21 protein-coding genes are annotated in these 19530 nt (G+C 60.5%); 13 read left to right on the forward strand and 8 right to left on the reverse strand.

The window, feature by feature from the left end:
- The first annotated feature begins 75 nt into the window (after nucleotides 1-75).
- A complete protein-coding gene (locus tag HU759_RS30015; RefSeq protein WP_169986229.1) occupies nucleotides 76-1569 on the forward strand; it encodes a methyl-accepting chemotaxis protein in 1494 nt (497 codons plus the stop codon).
- A gap of 24 nt (nucleotides 1570-1593) precedes the next feature.
- Here the strand turns inward: HU759_RS30015 and HU759_RS16205 are convergent, their stop codons facing one another.
- On the reverse strand, nucleotides 1594-2574 hold the full coding sequence (locus tag HU759_RS16205) for a 2-dehydropantoate 2-reductase (RefSeq protein ID WP_099549658.1): 981 nt from the start codon (nucleotides 2572-2574) through the stop codon (nucleotides 1594-1596).
- A gap of 244 nt (nucleotides 2575-2818) precedes the next feature.
- Nucleotides 2819-3307 (reverse strand): DUF2867 domain-containing protein, encoded by a 489-nt coding sequence (locus tag HU759_RS16210; RefSeq protein ID WP_170037629.1) that lies wholly within the window; start codon nucleotides 3305-3307, stop codon nucleotides 2819-2821.
- A gap of 250 nt (nucleotides 3308-3557) precedes the next feature.
- On the opposite strand from HU759_RS16210, the gene HU759_RS16215 reads away from it, so the two are divergent.
- From HU759_RS16215 to HU759_RS16245, 7 genes are all read left to right on the forward strand, one after another.
- A complete protein-coding gene (locus HU759_RS16215; RefSeq protein ID WP_170037632.1) occupies nucleotides 3558-4178 on the forward strand; it encodes a LysE family translocator in 621 nt (206 codons plus the stop codon).
- Between the two features lie 39 nt (nucleotides 4179-4217).
- Nucleotides 4218-4631 carry an ester cyclase gene (locus tag HU759_RS16220; protein ID WP_170037635.1) on the forward strand — a complete coding sequence of 138 codons (414 nt, stop codon included), beginning with the start codon at nucleotides 4218-4220 and terminating at the stop codon, nucleotides 4629-4631.
- Nucleotides 4632-4666: 35 nt separating this feature from the next.
- Nucleotides 4667-5146, forward strand: coding sequence for a VOC family protein (locus tag HU759_RS16225; protein WP_017138934.1), 480 nt, complete (start codon nucleotides 4667-4669; stop codon nucleotides 5144-5146).
- A gap of 162 nt (nucleotides 5147-5308) precedes the next feature.
- The gene (locus tag HU759_RS16230; protein ID WP_170037638.1) at nucleotides 5309-6283 is read left to right on the forward strand and encodes an alpha/beta hydrolase; all 975 of its coding nucleotides are present in this window, start codon (nucleotides 5309-5311) and stop codon (nucleotides 6281-6283) included.
- A 287-nt stretch (nucleotides 6284-6570) separates the two neighbouring features.
- On the forward strand, nucleotides 6571-7422 hold the full coding sequence (gene dapA / locus HU759_RS16235) for a 4-hydroxy-tetrahydrodipicolinate synthase (protein ID WP_186616838.1): 852 nt from the start codon (nucleotides 6571-6573) through the stop codon (nucleotides 7420-7422).
- 139 nt (nucleotides 7423-7561) lie between these two features.
- Nucleotides 7562-8938: a cystathionine beta-synthase gene (locus tag HU759_RS16240; protein ID WP_017138937.1), complete on the forward strand. Its 1377-nt coding sequence runs from the start codon at nucleotides 7562-7564 to the stop codon at nucleotides 8936-8938.
- The gene (locus tag HU759_RS16245; protein ID WP_099549649.1) at nucleotides 8935-10101 is read left to right on the forward strand and encodes a cystathionine gamma-synthase; all 1167 of its coding nucleotides are present in this window, start codon (nucleotides 8935-8937) and stop codon (nucleotides 10099-10101) included. The genes HU759_RS16240 and HU759_RS16245 overlap by 4 nt, the downstream gene beginning before the upstream one ends.
- Nucleotides 10102-10221: 120 nt before the next feature.
- On the opposite strand, the gene HU759_RS16250 is transcribed toward HU759_RS16245, so the two are convergent.
- Nucleotides 10222-12420, reverse strand: coding sequence for an OsmC domain/YcaO domain-containing protein (locus tag HU759_RS16250; protein ID WP_138454053.1), 2199 nt, complete (start codon nucleotides 12418-12420; stop codon nucleotides 10222-10224).
- Between the two features lie 134 nt (nucleotides 12421-12554).
- Between HU759_RS16250 and HU759_RS16255 the strand changes: the two genes are divergently transcribed.
- Nucleotides 12555-13175: a LysE family translocator gene (locus HU759_RS16255; RefSeq protein ID WP_017138939.1), complete on the forward strand. Its 621-nt coding sequence runs from the start codon at nucleotides 12555-12557 to the stop codon at nucleotides 13173-13175.
- 3 nt (nucleotides 13176-13178) lie between these two features.
- Here HU759_RS16255 and HU759_RS16260 read toward each other — a convergent pair whose 3' ends face one another.
- Entirely contained in the window at nucleotides 13179-13835 is a 657-nt protein-coding gene (locus HU759_RS16260; protein ID WP_170037647.1) for a class I SAM-dependent methyltransferase, read from the reverse strand.
- A gap of 111 nt (nucleotides 13836-13946) precedes the next feature.
- Here HU759_RS16260 and HU759_RS16265 point away from each other — a divergent pair, with 111 nt between their 5' ends.
- Nucleotides 13947-14579: a TetR family transcriptional regulator gene (locus HU759_RS16265; protein ID WP_170037650.1), complete on the forward strand. Its 633-nt coding sequence runs from the start codon at nucleotides 13947-13949 to the stop codon at nucleotides 14577-14579.
- A 265-nt stretch (nucleotides 14580-14844) separates the two neighbouring features.
- Nucleotides 14845-15405: a cysteine hydrolase family protein gene (locus HU759_RS16270; RefSeq protein ID WP_017138942.1), complete on the forward strand. Its 561-nt coding sequence runs from the start codon at nucleotides 14845-14847 to the stop codon at nucleotides 15403-15405.
- Here HU759_RS16270 and HU759_RS16275 read toward each other — a convergent pair.
- The 3 genes from HU759_RS16275 to HU759_RS16285 are packed head-to-tail and all read right to left on the reverse strand — an operon-like array spanning nucleotide 15402 to nucleotide 16718.
- Nucleotides 15402-15851, reverse strand: coding sequence for an NUDIX domain-containing protein (locus tag HU759_RS16275; protein WP_186616837.1), 450 nt, complete (start codon nucleotides 15849-15851; stop codon nucleotides 15402-15404). The two genes, HU759_RS16270 and HU759_RS16275, sit on opposite strands and share 4 nt — an antisense overlap.
- On the reverse strand, nucleotides 15844-16275 hold the full coding sequence (locus HU759_RS16280) for a VOC family protein (protein WP_170037653.1): 432 nt from the start codon (nucleotides 16273-16275) through the stop codon (nucleotides 15844-15846). The genes HU759_RS16275 and HU759_RS16280 overlap by 8 nt, the downstream gene beginning before the upstream one ends.
- On the reverse strand, nucleotides 16272-16718 hold the full coding sequence (locus HU759_RS16285) for an HIT domain-containing protein (RefSeq protein WP_170037656.1): 447 nt from the start codon (nucleotides 16716-16718) through the stop codon (nucleotides 16272-16274). The genes HU759_RS16280 and HU759_RS16285 overlap by 4 nt, the downstream gene beginning before the upstream one ends.
- Before the next feature lie 85 nt (nucleotides 16719-16803).
- On the opposite strand from HU759_RS16285, the gene HU759_RS16290 reads away from it, so the two are divergent.
- Nucleotides 16804-17448 (forward strand): aspartate/glutamate racemase family protein, encoded by a 645-nt coding sequence (locus HU759_RS16290; RefSeq protein WP_170037659.1) that lies wholly within the window; start codon nucleotides 16804-16806, stop codon nucleotides 17446-17448.
- 68 nt (nucleotides 17449-17516) lie between these two features.
- Here HU759_RS16290 and HU759_RS29885 read toward each other — a convergent pair whose 3' ends face one another.
- A complete protein-coding gene (locus HU759_RS29885; RefSeq protein ID WP_225933074.1) occupies nucleotides 17517-17786 on the reverse strand; it encodes a hypothetical protein in 270 nt (89 codons plus the stop codon).
- Between HU759_RS29885 and HU759_RS16295 the strand changes: the two genes are divergently transcribed.
- Nucleotides 17670-19529, forward strand: coding sequence for a methyl-accepting chemotaxis protein (locus tag HU759_RS16295; RefSeq protein ID WP_225932994.1), 1860 nt, complete (start codon nucleotides 17670-17672; stop codon nucleotides 19527-19529). The genes HU759_RS29885 and HU759_RS16295 overlap by 117 nt on opposite strands.
- Nucleotide 19530 lies beyond the last annotated feature (1 nt).

Here is a 19530-nt window from a genome sequence, read left to right on the forward strand (position 1 = left end):
TTGGCGTTCCTTTTGCGAGCCGTCATGGCACGCCGCATGCTTTGTTCCTGGCTCGACCACATGGAGTAAGAGTGAATGCCCGAACGCGCCCGCTTCCTGGAGCACTACCGCAAAGCCGACCGCATCATGCTGGCGTTGATCTGGCTGATGTTTTTATTCTCCCTGGGCCTGGCCTTCTGGCACGACACCTGGCTGCAAGCGGTGATCGTCGGCGGCGGCGCCAGCGTGGTGCTCACCTTGCTCTATCGCGCCCTCGGTGGCACCCGTTTGATGCGTTGTTTGCTGGGCGCCGGCCTGATGGTCATGGCGGCGCTGCAGATTAACCAGGCGCAGGGCTTGATCGAAGCGCACTTCGGTATCTTCGCGCTGCTGGCGGTGCTGACGTTTTACCGCGACTGGCTGCCGATCCTCGTCGCGGCGCTGACCATCGCCGTCCACCACGTGGTGTTTCACGCGTTGCAACATCAGGGTTTCCCGGTATTTGTGATGGACCATCATGGCGGCTGGAACATGGTGTTCGTGCACGCCTTCTACGTTGTGATGGAGACGGTCGCCCTGCTCTACCTCGCCATTCATAGCCAGGCCGAGGCGGTCGAAAGCCAGGAGATGCTGGAAAAAATGCTCGCCGTGACCTCCCAGCTCACGGTAGAAACCGCCCAGGGTGAAGGCAAGGTGCATGTGTCCCTGGCCAAGCGTTTCGACCACTTCCTGCAGCAGATCACCCACCTGATCGATGGCGTGACCCGTGACTCCCACGGTCTCGGCCAACTCGGCCAGGCATTGGCCAGCGCCAGCGGTACCCTGGAAACCGGCGCACGCCATCAGTTGGCGGAAATCAACCAGATGACCGGCTCCATGCAGCGTATGGAAGACGCCACCGCCCACATCACGCAACACGTCGAACACGCGGTGGAGCATGCAGGCCAGGCCCGCGAACAGATTGTGCGCGGCCAGCAAAGCGTCGGCCGTGCCCAACATGAAATCACCCAACTGGCCTCACGCATCGACGGCACCAACCACACCGTACAAGGCCTGGCCACCCAGGCCGAGCAGATCGGCTCGGTACTCGAAGTGATCAGCAGCATCGCCAACCAGACCAACCTGCTGGCGCTCAACGCCGCCATCGAAGCCGCCCGCGCCGGCGAGCAAGGCCGGGGTTTTGCGGTGGTCGCCGATGAGGTCCGCAGCCTGGCGCAACGCACCGCCGTCTCCACCCAGGAAATCAAACAGATCATCGAAGGCCTGCAACACGGCAGCCGCCAGGCCGTCGAGGCCATGCACGACAGCCAGGCAGGTGTAGCGCGTTGTGTGGAGGACAGCCAACTGGCGGTGGACATGTTGCAGGCCGTGGGCGCCGACATCGCGCATATCGACGAGCTGAACGGGCGAATCGTGATGACCACCCGCGAACAAACCTCGGCCAACCTGGAGATCGTCGGGCGCCTGCAGTCCGTGCAGAACATTGCACAAAACACCGCGGATGATGTGGAAACCCTCGCGCGCAGCAGTGAGCAGTTGCCGCCGATAGCAGTGCGGCTGGATGCGTTGGGGCGCAGGTTTCACCCCTGAAAAACGCCTCAACGTGAGGATGGCTCAGCCTGGCAAAATCCCAAGGTTTTTAGCCCGCATGCGCGCCAAGGCATACACGGTGCGCGTGCGAGGTATCGGTGCCCCGATGCGATCAGCCACTGAAACAAGCGTGCCAAGGATGGCCTCGATCTCCACCGGTTTGTGCCCCTCAACGTCTTGCAGCATCGAGGTTTTCACCTTGCCGAGCTTGCGGGTGATCGCAATGCGTTGCGCGGAATCAATCTGGGGCGCGATGCCCAGTGTGCGTCCCAAATCCAGCAACTCATCCATCATGCCGATGAACAGTGCGTGCAGGAATGGGTCGTCGATCAACTCATCGGTTGCGCAGCCCACCAACAGGCTGACCGGGTTGAAGCAGGCATTGCCCAGCAGCTTCAACCATATTTCTTCGCGCACATTGGCGTGGGCGTGGGCATCAAAACCTGCCTCACGAAAAGCCTCGGTGGTTGCATCTACGCGCGCGCTATTACCACCGGCCGGCTCACCGAACACCATTCGGCTTCCGGACATGTGCTTGATCACACCGGGACTCAACACGGTACATGAGGCAAATACAACGCAACCGACAACGGCTGCAACGGGCACAGCCTTTTCTATCACGCCACCGGGGTCGACAGCCTCAAGACGCATACCCGCCAAAGCGCCTGCCGACTGCAGGAAATACCACCAGGGTAAGCCGTTGAGTGCAGGAATAACCAGGGTTTGCGGGCCAATCAATGCCTTGGCCTGTTCCACCACACTGGGCAATGCCGGCGCCTTGACGGCAAATATGACCATCTCCTGAATGCCAAGCTCTTCAGGTGCGCAGGTCGCTTTCAGTGGGGCAACCAACACCTCATCGCCCGTGTGCAGCTTCAGCCCATGCTCGCCAATGGCGGCGAGTGTTTCGCCACGCGCGATCACGCTGACGTCGTGGCCGGCGGCGAACAATTTGCACGCCAGGAAACCACCGATTGCTCCAGCACCTACGACCGTGACGCGCATGGGTAAACCTCACTGAGGGAGTGGAACAGAATACTGGCTAAACAGGCCGGAACAAGCCCGTCTCATTGAAAAACAGCCGCACTTGGCTCAAACCCATCAGCCAAGGCAAACATAGCCTCTGTGGCGAGCGGGCTTGCCCCGCGCTGGGTGGCGAAGCCACCCCACTTCAGGCAACGCGGTTAGTCAGTTAGCAAGGCAGGGGCTGCTACGCAGCCCAACGCAGGGCAAGCCTGCTCGCCACAGGTTACTTTTGCAGCGCATCCAGCTTGCGTTTCAGTCGCCTCAGGTTGCTGTTGACGATCAGCTTGTGCGCCGGCCCAACCGGCAACATGTACAGACGCCCAAAGGTGTTATGGGTGAGCACCGATGAGGTGATCGTAAACACCCGCTCACTGATCGACAGGCAAATCATCACATCCAGGTGCCGGTCGCGCTCGGTCAGCACCAACACGTCCGGGGCGCTGTGTTCTACCAGGAAAAAATCCAGTCGCTCGCCCGCTTGTACGCTGATTCGCGGCGAGCCCGAGAACCCACCGATGCGTTTCACACCGAACAACGAAGAAATCCGGTCGCGGATTCGAAAGGCCAACCGCATGAACATGCCAGGTTCGGCGGTCATGATGTTCCACGCCGCCAGTGCAGTGATATCAACGGGCAACACAACCGACCTGCGGTCGTAGTAATCAAGCGCTGTCGGTGCACCCAGCGTGTGAACAATGTTCGTGGTAACCAACTGATTTTCTCCCTGAAAAACGCGGTTTGTGATGAAACAGGGCGATGCCTGAAGGGCGCAGGTTATTTTGCACCGCAACTCAAGTAAAGCGCGGGACAGGCTGGGTATCGTGGTAAGCCAAGATAAACCTGACCTCACGGGCTGCCTTCTTGATTGTGCCCCACGCGCGTTGGGGTTCACGTGCTAATTGCTCAAGCGCCTCAACTGCATTTATCCTCAACGCTTCCATCCGCCCCCACCCAGAGCCGCCATGGACCTCGCCACCCTCGCCCTATTCTTGCCCGCCTGCTTCGCCCTGAACATGGCGCCCGGCCCCAACAACCTGCTGTCCGTGAGCAACTCCACGCACTATGGCTATCGCACTTCTTGCCTTGCGGGTATTGGCCGTTTGCTGGCCTTTGCCGGCATGATCGCCCTCGCCTCTGCCGGCTTGGCGGTGGTGCTGCAGACTTCGGAGCTGTTGTTCTACGGGATCAAGATTCTCGGTGCGGCGTATCTGTTTTATCTGGCGTTCCAGTTGTGGCGGGCTAATCCGCAGAAAGAAGCTGAATCAGCCACGCACAAAGTGGGATTGTGGGCCTTGGCACGTCAGGAGTTCCTGGTGGCGGCTGGCAACCCGAAAGCCATCCTGATCTTCACCGCGTTCCTCCCGCAATTCGTGGTACCCGGCCAACCGATCACCCCCCAATTCGCGCTGCTGGGTGGGATGTTCCTGGGTTTAGAATGGATAGCGATCAGCGCCTATGCCTACATGGGCACGCACATGCGCCGCTGGTTTGCCGAACCCAGCGGCAAGCGCCTATTCAATCGCTGCTGTGCCGGGTTGTTGTCGGCGGCGGCGACGGTGTTGTTGATGGCGCGCAGGGCGTGAGGACAAGCCTGCGCACTCAACGAACAGGGAAAACGCGACATGACCCGAATCGAACTCGCCGACTTTTACCAAGGCTACATCGACTGCCTCAACCGCCAGGACTGGGAGCACCTGGGCCACTTCGTCCACCCGCAGGTGACCTACAACGCCACCACCGTCGGCCTGGCAGGCTACCGCGCGATGCTGGAACGCGACTTTCGTGAGATCCCGGACCTGGTGTTTCGCATCCAGCTGCTGGTAGCCGACCCGCCTACCATCGCCAGCCGGTTGAATTTCAACGTCAGCCCCAAAGGTGAGTTCTTCGAGCTGCCGATCAACGGCAGGACCGTGGCCTTCGATGAAAACGTATTCTACGAGTGCTGCGACGGGAAAATTGCGCAGGTCTGGTCGGTCATCGACAAAGCCGCGATAGCCCAACAGCTGACACCCGATAAACCTTGCTCGACCGTCTAGACTCTCTACACCCAACCACCCCGTGGAGACCCAAGATGAACAAAAACACCCTCTGCCTCTGGTACAACGGCACCGCCCTGGAGGCGGCCACTTTCTACGCCCGGACGTTTCCGAACAGCGCTGTGACGGCCGTGCATCACGCCCCTGGCGACTTTCCGGCGGGCAAGCAAGGCGATGTGTTAACCGTCGACTTCAGCGTGCTGGGCATTCCCTGCCTGGGCCTGAATGGTGGCCCGGCGTTCCCGCACAGCGAGGCGTTTTCGTTTCAGGTGGCGACGGACGACCAGGCCGAAACCGACCGCTATTGGAATGCCATTATCGACAACGGCGGCCAGGCCAGCGCTTGCGGCTGGTGCAAGGACAAATGGGGCGTGTCCTGGCAGATCACCCCGCGCGTCTTGTCTGCGGCGGTGACGCATGCCGACCCGGCCATCGCCAAGCGTGCGTTCGATGCGATGATGACCATGACCAAGATCGACGTGGCCGCCATCGAAGCTGCGATAGCTGGGCGTTGAACGCAACACAGACCAGTGTGGGAGCGGGCTTGCTCGCGAATGCAATCTTTCAGACAGGCAGATATTGACTGACCCACCGCTTTCGCGAGCAAGCCCGCTCCCACACCCGCCCGCAGTCTGGCATTCTTGCGGCCTCAGTCGTCGAACACGAGTCTCAGGCCCATGAACCATGGCGTAAAACTTGAACCGCGCACCATCCCGGTCCCAAGCTCGATCAGCGCCCCAGCCCAGGCGACACTCCAGCGCCTGGTCGGGGCTGATGGCGTGCCGTTGAACGCACTGCACAGCATGCCAGCGCCGCACGACCACGATGGCTGGCGCCAGCTGCAAGCCGTCGTCGACCAGAACTACACCAGCGCCAATGCCGGACAGGCGGACGGCCTGCGCGCCAGCCTGCACACCATCACAGTAGAAAGCGCCACCGTGCACGTGGCCACACCGCCGGGCTACACGCCCTTTGCCTACATCGATCTGCACGGCGGCGCACTGGTGTTCGGTGGCGGCGAAAACTGCCGTATTGCCGCCGGCAAGCAGGCCGACCTGCACAACCTGATGTGCTACGGCATTGATTACCGCATGCCGCCTGATCACCCGTACCCGGCGGCGCTGGATGACTGCGTGGCCACCTACCGCCATGTACTCAAGCACCATGCGCCTGAGCACATCGTGATTGGCGGCCGTTCGGCAGGCGGTAACCTGGCGGCGGCAATGGTCTTGCGCGCCCGTGACGAAGGGTTGCCAATGCCAGCGGCGCTGGTGCTGCTCTCGCCGGAGGTCGACCTGACCGAATCCGGCGATAGTTTCCATGTCAACCGAGACGTCGACGTGGTTCTGCCCATGCCGCTGATGAGCACCAACCTGCTGTATGCCAACGGCGCGGATTTGTCCCACCCGTACCTGTCGCCCCTGTTTGGTGATTTGGCCGGCTTCCCGCCGACCTTCCTGCAAAGCGGTACACGGGATCTGTTCCTGTCCAACACCGTGCGCATGCACCGCGCCTTGCGCCAGGCGCAGGTGCCGGCGCTGCTGCATGTGTTCGAGGCCATGCCCCATGGCGGCTTCATGGGCGCACCGGAAGATGCGGAACTGGCAGCCGAGGTCGCCGCATTTGTGCGCGAGCACCTTCGGCGGAGTTGACATATTCAGTCACATCCCCTGAAGATGGAGATCTTATTCAGGGTGTGCCAGCGCATGTCAGCAACGTCTTTCGTTAACCTTTGTGCCATTGGCTTGATTGCCAAGGCGCAAGGTTGCGTGGCGCACGCCCTAAAATCGAAGAAACAGTCGCTCATGTGACCGGGGCGCGCTGTCCCGTCAGATGAGCTGACAGGACATTGAGCGCGGCGGCCCCCTCCTCCTCCTTCTGCACAATCCCTCTGCCCTTCTGACGGTGACTTTAGCGGTCAACCATCAGGAGAAAGTGCATGTCATCGTTTCAAGGTATCTGGGTTCCCATAGTCACGCCGTTTCAGGATGGCGCCATCGACTTTATCGGCCTGCACCGGCTGGTCGGTCACCTGCTGGAAAAACACGTCGCCGGGATCATGGTCTGCACCACCACGGGCGAAGCCGCGTCGTTGAGCCGTCAGGAGCAGCTCGCCGTGCTCGATGCCGTGCTGCAATGGGTGCCCGCGCAGCAGGTGGTGATGGGCCTGGCGGGCAACAACCAGATAGAACTGCTGCACTTTCAAAGCGAAATTCTCAAGCGCCCGGTAGCCGGTCTGCTGGTGCCCGCGCCCAGCTATATCCGCCCTTCCCAGGCTGGCCTTGAGGCGTTTTTCCGCACGTTGGCGGATGCCTCCAGCGTGCCGATTGTGCTCTACGACATTCCCTACCGCACCGGCGTGACCTTTGAGCAGGCCACGTTGTTGAGCATCGTCAAACACCCGCGAATCAGCGCGATCAAAGATTGTGGCGGCAACCTGGCCAATACCCTGGCGTTGCTGGCCAGTGGTGACGTGAATGTGTTGTGCGGCGAAGACGTCCAGATTTTTAACGCGCTGTGCCTGGGCGCCAGTGGCGCGATTGCGGCCTCGGCGCATCTGCATACCGAGGCCTTTGTGGCGCTGTGCCAGCAAGTACGCGATAACCAATTGGCCGAGGCCAGGACGACGTTTTTCACGCTATTGCCGCTGATCAACACGATGTTCATAGAGCCCAACCCGGCGCCGGTGAAGGCTGGGTTGGCGTTGCAGGGCTTGATCGGCAGCGAACTGCGCGCGCCGATGCAAGCTGCCAGTGCGCGCATACAACAGGCGTTGGGCGCGCTGCTGTAAACGCCCTGTCGGGTTCATGCGCCAAAAAAAGACATCCAACGGACCGCCCGGTTGCGACCGGCGCGATCCCGGCCTATGTTCCAAGGCACGCCTTTACTTTGCTGCACCACCTCTGTCTGCTCGCAACCAAGGTGAATTCATGCCCAGCCTCCCACGTCCCGCCGTGCTCGAACTGATCGGCAACACGCCGCTGGTCAAGGTCAGCCGTTTCGATACTGGCCCTTGCACGCTGTTTCTCAAGTTGGAATCGCAAAACCCCGGTGGCTCGATCAAGGACCGTATCGGCCTGGCCATGATCGACGCCGCCGAACGTGACGGCCGCCTGCAACCGGGCGGCACCATTATCGAAGCCACCGCCGGCAACACCGGCCTGGGCCTGGCGCTGGTCGGCCGGGCCAAAGGCTACCGTGTGGTGCTGGTGGTGCCCGACAAGATGTCGACTGAAAAGGTCTTGCACCTCAAGGCCATGGGCGCCGAAGTACACATCACCCGTTCCGATGTCGGCAAGGGCCATCCCGAGTACTACCAGGATGTGGCCGCTCGCCTGGCCAAAGACATTCCCGGTTCATTCTTCGCCGACCAGTTCAACAACCCCGCCAACCCGCTGGCCCACGAAACCAGCACCGCCCCGGAAATCTGGGCGCAAACCCAGCATGATCTGGACGCGATTGTGGTCGGTGTCGGCTCGGCCGGCACCCTCACCGGGCTTACGCGCTTCTTCAAACGCGTGCAGCCCGAACTGGAAATGGTGCTGGCCGACCCCGTGGGCTCGGTGATGGCCGAATACAGCCGCAGCGGGAAAATGGAAACGCCCGGCTCCTGGGCCGTGGAAGGCATCGGCGAAGACTTTATCCCCTCGATTGCCGACCTCTCCAGTGTGCGCCATGCCTACTCCATCAGCGATGAAGAAAGCTTCGACCACGCCCGTCAGTTACTCAAGGCCGAAGGCATCCTCGGCGGCTCATCCACCGGCACCCTGCTTGCCGCCGCACTGCGTTACTGCCGCGAACAAACCGAGCCAAAACGTGTGGTCACCTTCGTCTGCGACACCGGTACGCGCTACTTGTCCAAGGTCTACAACGACCAGTGGATGAACGACGCGGGCCTGTTGCAATACAAACACTACGGCGACCTGCGCGACCTGATCGCGCGGCGCTTCGAAGACGGCCGGGTGATCAGCGTGAGCCCCGACGACAGCTTGCTCACCGCCTTCCAGCGCATGCGCCTGGCGGATGTCTCGCAACTGCCGGTGCTGGTGGATGGGCGTGAATTGGTCGGCGTCATCGACGAATCCGACATCCTGCTGGGCCTGCATCAGGACGCCACACACTTTTCCATGGTGGTGGCAGACGCCATGAGCAAAACCTTGCAAACCCTGGCCCCCAGCGCCAGCCTGGCCCAATTGCAGGCGGAACTGGATCGCGGCCTGGTCGCGATTATTGCCGACACATCCGGCTTCCATGGCCTGATCACCCGCGTCGACCTGCTTAACCACCTACGGAGATCCCTTGCATGAGCCTGCCCGATAAAAGCGCGTTTGCCACCCGTGTGATCCACGCCGGGCAATCCCCCGACCCAACCACGGGCGCGCTGATGCCGCCGATCTACGCCAACTCCACCTATTTGCAGGACAGCCCCGGCGTGCACAAGGGGTTTGATTACGGGCGCTCCCACAACCCCACGCGGTTTGCCCTGGAGCGCTGCGTGGCCGACCTGGAGGGCGGCAGTGCGGCGTTTGCGTTTGCTTCGGGGTTGGCGGCGATTTCCACTGTGCTGGAACTGCTGGATGCCGGTGCGCATATTGTCTCCGGCAACGACCTGTATGGCGGCACGTTCCGGCTGTTCGACAAGGTGCGTCAACGCAGTGCCGGGCACCGTTTCAGCTTTGTCGATTTAAGCGACCTGTCGGCCTTTGAAGCCTCACTGCAGAGCGACACACGCATGGTCTGGGTCGAGACCCCGAGCAACCCGCTGCTGAGCCTCACCGACCTCAGCGCCATTGCGCGCATCTGTCGCGATCGCGGCATCATCTGCGTGGCCGATAACACCTTCGCCAGCCCATGGATCCAGCGCCCACTGGAGCTGGGCTTCGACATCGTGGTGCACTCCACCACCAAATACCTCAACGGCCACTCCGACGTGATCGGCGGTATCGCCATCGTCGGCCACAACCCGGAACTCGCCGAGCGCCTGGGCTTTTTACAAAACTCGGTCGGCGCGATTGCCGGCCCGTTCGATGCCTTCCTGACCCTGCGCGGTGTAAAAACCCTGGCACTGCGCATGGAGCGCCATTGCAGCAACGCCCTGGACCTGGCCACCTGGCTGGAGCAGCAGCCGCAAGTGTCGCGGGTGTACTACCCAGGCCTGGCCTCGCACCCGCAGCACGCACTGGCGCGCAAGCAGATGCGTGGATTTGGCGGGATGATTTCGGTGGATTTGAACAGTGACCTGGCGGGTGCCACACGTTTTCTGGAAAACGTGAAAATTTTCGCGTTGGCCGAAAGCCTCGGCGGCGTGGAAAGCCTGATCGAACACCCGGCGATCATGACCCATGCAAGCATCCCTGCGGCGACGCGGGCGCAGTTGGGGATTGGCGATGGGTTGGTGCGGTTGTCGGTGGGGGTTGAGGATGTGGAAGATTTGAGAGCCGATCTGGCTCAGGCGCTGGCCCTGATCTAGACGCCTGTGGGAGCTGGCTTGCCTGCGATACAGACACCTCGGTGTATCAGTTGCACCGCGGTGATGCTATCGCAGGCAAGCCAGCTCCCACACAAGCCAGCTTTCACAAGGGGGATTGTGTCAGGCTGAAGTGACGTTGGCCCGCGCCGAATGCAGTTTTTTATAGCTCTCGATCAAGCGCAAATGCCGATCCAGGCCTTCCAGCTTCATGCTGGTCGGGGTCAAGCCATAAAACCGCACACTGCCATCGACCGAACCCATCACCGCATCCATCCGCTCGTGACCGAACATCCGGCGGAAGTTGGCCTCGTAATCGGCGAGGTCCAGGTCGTCGTCCAACTGCATCTCCAACACTGCGTTCATGGCCTGGTAGAACAGGCCGCGTTCAGCGGTGTTGTCGTTGTATTGCAGGAACATCTCCACGCACTCCTTGGCCTCCTCATATTGCTGCAAGGCCAGGAAGATCAGCAGTTTCAACTCCAGGATGGTCAACTGGCCCCACGCCGTGTTGTCGTCGAACTCAATGCCGATCAAGGTGGTGATGTCGGTGTAATCGTCCAGCTCGCTTTCGATCAGACGCTCGACCAACGCCTGCAGCGCCTCCTCGTCAAGGCTGTGCAGGTTGAGGATATCGGCGCGGAAAAACAGCGCTTTGTTGGTGTTGTCCCAGATCAGGTCGTCTACCGGGTAGATTTCCGAGTAGTCCGGCACCAGGATCCGGCAAGCCGTGGCGCCGAGGTGTTCGTACACCGCCATATAGGACTCTTTGCCCATGCCTTCGAGAATACCGAACAGGGTGGCGGCTTCTTCGGCGTTGGAATTTTCACCTTCGCCCGAGAAGTCCCACTCGACGAACTCATAGTCCGACTGCGCACTGAAGAAGCGCCACGACACCACGCCGCTTGAGTCAATAAAGTGCTCGACAAAGTTGTTCGGCTCGGTCACCGCCTGGCCTTCAAAGGTCGGCTGCGGCAGGTCATTCAAACCTTCAAAACTGCGGCCCTGGAGCAGTTCGGTGAGGCTGCGTTCCAGCGCCACTTCCATGCTTGGGTGTGCGCCGAACGAGGCGAATACGCCGCCGGTGCGAGGGTTCATCAGGGTGACGCACATCACCGGGAACTCGCCGCCCAGGGATGCGTCCTTGACCAGCACCGGGAAGCCCTGGGCCTCCAGGCCTTCGATACCCGCGACAATGCCGGGGTATTTGGCCAGCACTTCTGCGGGCACGTCCGGCAAGGCGAACTCGCCTTCGATGATTTCGCGCTTCACGGCGCGCTCGAAGATCTCCGACAGGCACTGCACCTGGGCTTCAGCCAAGGTATTGCCCGCGCTCATGCCGTTGCTGAGGTAGAGGTTTTCGATCAGGTTGGACGGGAAATACACCACTTCGCCGTCGGACTGGCGCACGAACGGCAGCGCAACAATCCCGCGTTCTTCATTGCCCGAGTTGGTGTCGAACAGGTGCGAGCCACGCAGCTCGCCCTCACGGTTGTAGACCTTCAGGCAGTAAGCATCGAGGATTTCACTCGGCAGCTCATCCTTGGGTCCAGGCTGGAACCAGCGTTCGTCCGGGTAATGCACGAACGGCGCGTTGGCCAGCTCCTCACCCCAGAACTGGTCGTTGTAGAAGAAGTTGCAGTTAAGCCGCTCGATAAACTCGCCCAGGGCAGACGCCAATGCGCCTTCCTTGGTTGCGCCCTTGCCGTTGGTGAAACACATCGGCGAGTGTGCGTCGCGGATATGCAACGACCACACGTTGGGCACGATATTGCGCCACGAGGCGATTTCAATCTTCATGCCCAGGCCGGCGAGAATGCCGGACATGTTGGCGATGGTCTGCTCCAGCGGCAGGTCCTTGCCGGCGATGTAGGTGCCCGCCTCGGAGGTAGAATTGGGCATCAACAATGCCTGCGCATCCGCGTCGAGGTTTTCCACTTCCTCGATCACAAATTCCGGCCCGGCCTGCACGACTTTCTTCACGGTGCAGCGGTCGATGGAACGCAGGATGCCCTGGCGGTCCTTGTCGGAGATGTCCGCTGGCAACTCGACCTGGATCTTGAAGATCTGGTTGTAGCGGTTTTCCGGATCAACGATGTTGTTCTGTGACAGGCGAATATTCTCGGTGGGAATATTGCGTGTTGCGCAGTACAGCTTCACAAAGTACGCCGCGCACAACGCCGACGAAGCCAGGAAGTAATCGAACGGACCCGGGGCCGAACCGTCGCCTTTGTAGCGAATCGGCTGGTCGGCAATCACCGTGAAGTCATCGAACTTGGCTTCAAGCCGAAGGTTGTCGAGAAAGTTGACCTTAATTTCCATGCGGGCACACCAGAATAACGAGCTAAACAAATTGGCCGCCATTATGAAGATTTTCGCCGGGAAGTCTCAGGGTTTTGCGAATCGGCTGCCGATCGGTGCTAACGTCCACCCACCACACTTTGAGCCATCGGCCCATGTCCATTACCGATAACCTCCTCGCCTTTACCTTCGCCGCCACCCTGCTCACGCTCACGCCGGGGCTGGATACCGCGCTGGTGCTGCGCACCGCCACAGTCGAAGGCAAACGCCAGGCGCTGCACGCCACCTTCGGCATCAACGCCGGTTGCTTGCTGTGGGGCGCGGCCGTGGCGTTTGGCCTGGGCGCTTTGATTGCAGTGTCGGAGCTGGCGTACAACCTGCTCAAATATTGCGGCGCGGCTTATCTCGCGTGGCTGGGCCTGAACATGTTGGTGCGCCCACGCCGCTCACTGTCACCCGCCAAAGCCGAGGGCAAACCGGGCGGCAACTGGTTCCTCAAGGGCATGCTGGGCAATGTGCTGAATCCCAAAGTGGGCATCTTCTACGTGTCCTTCCTGCCGCAATTCATCCCCCAAGGCCAGCCGCTGATTGCCTGGACCTTTGGCCTGGTCAGCATTCATGTGCTGCTGGGCCTGCTGTGGTCACTGCTGCTGATTGGCGCCACCCGGCCGCTGTCCGGTTTCCTGCGCAGGGAAAAGGTGATCCGGTGGATGGACCGCACCACCGGCATGATCTTCGTGTTGTTCGCCGCGCGCTTGGCATTGAGCAAGCGCTGAACCTTAGCCGAGGCGGATCGACAGTTCGATATCATCGGCAAACGGCACCGACAGATAGCCGTTCCCAGGTTCGCGCACGTGCGCCAGGTATTCAGGGCAGTAGTTGGTGTTGTCAGCCACCACCAGCGCGCCCGGCCGCAGGTGCTTCTCTACCAGATTCAACACATCGCCATACAGCGACTTGGCGCCATCGAGCAGCAGCAGGTCGACCGTTTGCGGCAGGTTTGCAGCCAATGAGACCAGCGCGTCGCCTTCGCGCACCTCGATCAGGTCGCTGACGCCGCCTTCGATGAAATGTTCGCGCGCCAGGGCAATCTTTGACGGTTCGAATTCGCTGCCGATCAACACGCCGCCGCCGTTGTCGCGCAGTGCGGCAGCCAGGAACAAGGTGGACAACCCGAACGAGGTGCCGAACTCGACAATAGCTTTTGCATGGCTGCTGCGGGCCAGCATATAGAGCAGGTTGCCGGTGTCACGCGATACAGGCAGCCACAGATCCTTGAGCATCGTGTAAAGCTCAAGGTACTCGGTTTTGCTGTACATCAGGCGGTTGCGCTCTTGCGGCGATACAGTATCGATGAGCGGGCTGGTCGCCGCATTGGCTTGGGCGTAGAGGCGTTCGATCAGGGCTGCAAGAGGCGCGGTGGTCAGGGTGGTCATGATTGATTTCCGTCGAATGGGGACTAAGATGCGATTAATTCGTCGCATTAAAAGTATGCGAGTGATTCATCGCCTTCGCTATTCGCGTTCGCCCAGCGCTCGGAACCCGAAATGACCACCCGCCAGACGCCCCGTATTGCCTCGCGCAAACAGCCACAACAAGCACGCTCGACCGAGTTGGTGGCGGCGATTCTCGAAGCCGCTATTCAGGTTTTGGCCAAGGAAGGCGCTACGCGTTTCACCACCGCGCGGGTCGCGGAAAAAGCCGGCGTGAGTGTCGGTTCGGTGTATCAATATTTCCCCAACAAGGCCGCGATCCTGTTTCGATTGCAGAGCGATGAGTGGCAGCAGACCACCCAAATGCTGCGCGACATCCTCGAAAAAACCGAAATAGCGCCGCTGACCCGCCTGCGCACACTGGTGCATGCATTTATTCATTCCGAGTGCGAAGAGGCGCTGATGCGCGGTGCGCTCCACGACGCGGCGCCGCTGTACCGCGATGCACCGGAAGCCGTGCAAGTGCGCGCGGCCGGCCGGCAAGCCTTTGAGACCTTCATGCACGAGTTGCTGCCCGAGGTGCCCGACGCAACCCGCGCACTGGCGTGTGACCTGATCCGCAGCACGCTGGGTTGCGTGGGCAAGGACTTTTCCTTCAGCCCGCGCACCGCTGCCGAAATCGAGGTGTATGCCAATGGCATGGCCGCTATGTTCAGTGCTTATGTGAATACACTCAATCGGCCCTGATTGCTTACGAAGCCGTAGCGCAAGGTTCACACGGCGATTGAAGGCACCAGCGCTCGATGGGAGTATCGGCGACTGTGGGAGCTGGCTTGCCTGCGATGGCGGTGGGTCAGTAACAGATTTATGCACTGATAGACCGCTATCGCAGGCAAGCCAGCTCCCACTTTGGATCGATGTGCATCGTGCAAATGAGCTTCGAACAATAGACCTGTTTAAGCACGCCCAATCGCTGCTATGTTTCGCGCCTGATCCAGCTAAAGGATGTGCCATGGAACCGCTAGCCACAAACGCCGCGTTGTTGATCATCGACATGCAGCAAGGCATGAATGACCCCACGCTGGGGCGCCGCAATAACCCCGACGCCGAGGTGCAGATACAGCACCTGCAGCGTGCATGGCGGCAGTCCAATCGCCCCGTGGTGCATGTAAGGCACATGTCCCGCAGCGAAGGCTCGGTGTTTTGGCCGGGCCAACCGGGCTGTGAGTTCCAGCCGGCACTGGCACCGCTCAAGCATGAGCATGTGGTGGAAAAAAACGTCCCGGATGCGTTCGCCGCCACCGGCCTGGAGCGTTGGCTGCATGTGCGTGGGATCCGGCAATTGGTGATCGTTGGGGTGATCACCAACAACTCTGTCGAGTCTACGGCGCGCTCCGGCGGCAACCTGGGTTTTGAGGTAACAGTGGCGGCGGACGCCTGCTACACCTTTGATCAAGCCGATTTATCGGGCCGCCTCTGGCCTGCCGAGGATGTGCATGCACTGTCGCTGAGCAACCTGGCGATGGATTACGCCAGGGTCACAGCCACTGCCGATATCCTGGCCATGCTTTAAAAAACGCCTGCCTGCGCGAGCATGTCGATAAGCCCTTCTGGCCATACCGTGTCTGCCGTCGAATGCAGCTCCTCGGTGGACCACCAATGGTGATCCGCCATGACCTGGGCTTCTTGCACAGTCCATTCGTCTCGCGACAGGTGCTCGTTTTGCGCCTGCACAACAAAGTACTGCTCAATGGCCAACACCGTTTCACCACTGGGTAGCATCAGCTCAAATCGGCGATCTGATACCGGCGCTTGTACGTCACTGACCACAATGCAGGTCTCTTCGCGCAGCTCACGGATCGCAGCGGTGTGAAAGGTTTCCCCGGCTTCAACACCGCCGCCGGGCGTCGCCCAGTAATTCCTGCCGGCCAGTGCCCCGTCCTTGTGGACGAACCGGAACAGCAGCACTTTTCGAGCCGGGCTGATCACCAAAAGGCGTGCCGCCTTGCGCTCACGCATTGTCTCTCGTCCTTTCACCAAGCCGCTCTACCAGTCTTACCAGATAACCATCCGGGTCCTGCACCAGAAACTCGCGCTGCCCAACCTCGACCTCGCCTGCCCGGTACCACACGTCTTTGCAGGCCTTGAACACGGGATAGGCCGCCCTCTCCAGCCGTTGAATAACCGGATGTACCGCCACGACATCAATTTGCAGGTTCATGCCGCGCCCGAATGGCCTTTCCAACGCCCCCGTGAGCCATTGACTGGCGAGTGGGTCGACTTGTTCAAGCATCACCTGGGCTCCGTCCAGGTCAAGATACGCGAAGCCGTCTTCCAGGCGCTGATAAGCCACCGTGAACCCCAGACAACCGACCCAGAACTCAAGGCTGCAGTTCAGGTCGGTCACCATCAATTCCGGGACCAGATTATTTCTATGCATCATCCAGCTTCCATGGCGGATTTGAGTAACTGCGCGATCGTGTTGCGCAACTCACCGTGTTGATCTTCAGCGTAAGGTATGGCGGTTTTCCAGTCGTAGAACCACACCGGCATCTTGCGTTTGCCCTCCGGCTCCGAGGCGTAACGCGGGAAAATATGGCAATGCAACTCCGGTTCCGAGTTGCCCAGAATCTCGTAGTTCATGCGCAGGGCACCGGTAGCCGCCAGCACGGCATCGCCAAGGCGCGCCATATCGAGCAGGTAGATTGCACGCGCCTCGGCATCCAGATCATTGAGGCTGGCAACCACCGGGTCGGGCAACAACAAACAATAGCCCGGCAAGAACTGCACATCGCCCATCACCGCCCAGCCTGAGGCCATGCGGCAAATAACCTTATCGTTGGCGCCGTTGCGGGCCAGCGCTACACGTTCCGTGATCAGTGGCATGCATTGTCCTTAATGAGAAGATGTCGACGGCATCTTAACTGTGATAACACTGTGGGGCTCAGCACTTCCAACCTGGCGACCCCCTATGCGAATCACCTGCCTTCATACCGCAGCCAGCAACATTGCCGTCTTCGACGCAGCCGCACAAGCACTGGGAATCGCACCCGCCGTTTTGCAGCATGAAGTGCGTACCGACCTTCTGGCTGCGGCGGAAGAAATGGGTAATCTCACGCCTGAAATTGCGGCCTCAACCGCCAACGCATTACTTTCACTCGCTCAACACGCTGACGTCGTGGTACTCACCTGCTCGACGTTGGGGCCATCGGTTGATGAGCTTGACGAGTGTACCCAGTCATCCATCCTCAGGGCGGACCAAGCCCTCGCTCTCACAGCCGTTCAAGCAGGCGGCAAGGTTGTGGTGTTATGCGCCGTCGAAACCACCCTCGCCCCCACCTCGAGCCTGTTCCACCGCGCAGCGTTGCACTCAGACGCAACCGTTGACGTGCAGCTGGTTCCAGGCGCCTGGGCGCTGTTCAAGGCGGGCGATATTGATGGCTACCTGTCGACCATCGCCAGGGCGGCCGATCAGGCCTATATCGATGGCGCATCCGTGATTGCGCTGGCCCAAGCCTCCATGGCCGGGGCCGCTGCTCTCGTGACGGCAGGGCCGACGCCGCTGACCAGCGCGACCGGCGGCCTGAAGGCTGCCTTGAAGGCAATCAAGGGTTAATCCAAGTGCGCCTTCCGGCAGGTTAATTTCTCAGGACAAAATCAATTGTTGTTGTACACAAAATAAAGCTAAAGCTTTATAACCCTCGGGCCGAGACAGTCAGTGATATCAAATCGCCTCTTCGCCCAGTGGTCGTCTCGATGAAAATAAAAAACAAGCTCGTTCTCGCGTTCGTCTCTGTCGCCTTTATCCCGGTTAGCCTGGTTGCAGTTATCTCCGTCATGAACACGCGGACTCAGGCGGTCGATCAGTTTATTGATGGCAGCACCCGCGAAATACGTCAGATCGATGGCAATATCCGGCAATTCTTCGACGGCACCTTGCAGAACGTCGATCAAATGTCCGCTGATCCTGTATACACTTCAGTGAACACTCTAAAAGATTATCAGCCTGCAAACGCCGCGAGTCAGCCAATGCCCGCCCAGGCGCAGCAGGTAATCGACCAGTTTGCCCGTTTTGGCGCCACCCACCCTTCCGCTGCGATTCTGTCCATTGGCCTCGAAGACGGCACCTACGCCAAATGGCCCGATGACCCACAACTGGCCAAATACGACCCGCGCACCCGCCCCTGGTACAAGGCTGCCATGGCCAGCCCCAACAAGACCGTGCGCACACCCGCTTACTACTACGACAAGGATGATGTGGCGCTGGTGGGCACCGCACGTGCGCTGCTCGACAGCAGCGGCAAGGCCAAGGGCGTGTTCGTGGTCAGCGTGTCGCTGAAGAACCTCACCGAATTGCTCAAGAGCATCAAGCTGGGTGAAAGCGGCTACGTGATGTTGATCGAAGACGGCGTGGTGCTGGTCGACCCGCGCAACGCCGCGCACAACTTCAAGCCGCTCAAGGACCTCGGCGCGCCCTATGCGCACCTGGCCGAGACGCCCCAGGGCTCAACCGAGGTGGTCATCGACGGCGTGCGCTACATGGCCAACGTGTGGACCTCGCCGGGCCTGGGCTGGCGGTATGTGGGGCTGATCGAATACAACGAAGTCATGGCAGCGGCGACGCGCATGACCTACCTGACCACGGCAATCGTGGCCGTGCTGGTGCTGATCTTCGGGCTGATCGCCGCGGCGTTTTCCAAGGTGATCGTCAAACCGATCGGCCAGGTCAGCACCGGCTTGCAGTCCATCGCCCAGGGTGAAGGCGATTTGCGCCATGAGCTGCAAGTACAGGGCAAGGATGAAACTGCCGAGCTGGCGGGCTGGTTCAATAAATTCCTCGCCGCAATCCGTCAACTGATCCAGCATATTGGCGCGGCCTCCACCAATCTTCAGGACGCGTCACGGGTCAACAGTGAAGTGGCACACAACATGAACGAAGCCGCCGGGCGCCAGCGTGAGGCGGTGGAATTGGTGTCTACCGCGTTCAATGAAATGGTCGCCACCGCCAACGAAGTCGCACGCTCGTGCAGCGGCGCGGCGGAGTCGGCCGAGAACGGCCATCGCCGTGTGGCCGAAGGCAAACAGCAGATCGAAGTCACCACCGATAACGTCAACCGCCTGGGCCGCCGCCTGACCGAGTCATCCCAGGCCATGGTCGAGCTGGAAGCCGGCAGCCGCAGCATCAACCAGATCCTCGGCACTATTCGCGCCATCGCCGAGCAGACCAACCTGCTGGCCCTCAACGCCGCCATCGAAGCCGCCCGCGCCGGTGATCAGGGCCGTGGTTTTGCCGTGGTGGCCGACGAAGTGCGCGCACTGGCCAAGCGCACCTCCGACTCCACCGGCGAGATCGAGCAGTTGCTCGGCACCCTCGGCAGCAAGACCGAAGAAGTCACCCAGAAGATGAGCAGTTGCCTGGACCTGTCCCGCGCCAGCGTGTCGTCCATCGAAAACGCGCGGGACAGTTTCGAGGGCATCCAGTTGTCGGTAAACGAGATCCGCGACCAGAACCTGCAGATTTCCGCCGCCGCCGAGGAACAACACAGCGTGGCCGAAGAAATCAACCGCCATATCCAGCAGATCTATGACGAGGCAAGGTTGGTGGAGAGCCTGGCCAATGCTGCGCAGGATGATTCGGGGCGGTTATCGAGCCTGTCGCAGGAGCTGAATGGCTTGGTCGGGCGTTTTAAATCCTGAT

This window comes from Pseudomonas sp. OE 28.3, assembly GCF_014268205.2.
Taxonomy (GTDB): Bacteria; Pseudomonadota; Gammaproteobacteria; order Pseudomonadales; family Pseudomonadaceae; genus Aquipseudomonas; species Aquipseudomonas edaphica.